The organism is Vibrio sp. 10N.261.52.C11 (assembly GCF_041471405.1).
GTDB lineage: Bacteria > Pseudomonadota > Gammaproteobacteria > Enterobacterales > Vibrionaceae > Vibrio > Vibrio crassostreae_C.
This window is the reverse complement of the sequence record NZ_JBFROI010000149.1, coordinates 1-203: the sequence shown is the minus strand read 5'-3', so window position 1 is coordinate 203 and position 203 is coordinate 1. Positions and strand designations below refer to the sequence as shown.

The 203-nt window shown below is 36.0% G+C and carries 1 pseudogene; it reads right to left on the bottom strand.

The annotated features are described in order from the left end of the window. Positions 1-24: 24 nt before the first annotated feature. Positions 25-203, bottom strand: a pseudogene (locus tag AB4323_RS24475) (transposase); the annotation flags it as partial.

The following is a 203-nucleotide window of genomic DNA, read 5'->3' as shown; positions in this document are numbered from 1 at the left end:
CCCTGTATTTTCAATTTTTCACCACACAGCCAAGTTAAAAGATTTTCGCTTCTTAAGCTCAATAAGCCATGAACCAAAATATTTTTCGACCGACTTATCTTTCCATAAAATTGACCTTGCGGCATGGATAAATAGCGTTCTCAGTTCTTTATTTCCTCTTTTTGATATTCCAAGTAGCGTTAACTGGCTTTGTTGCGTAATTC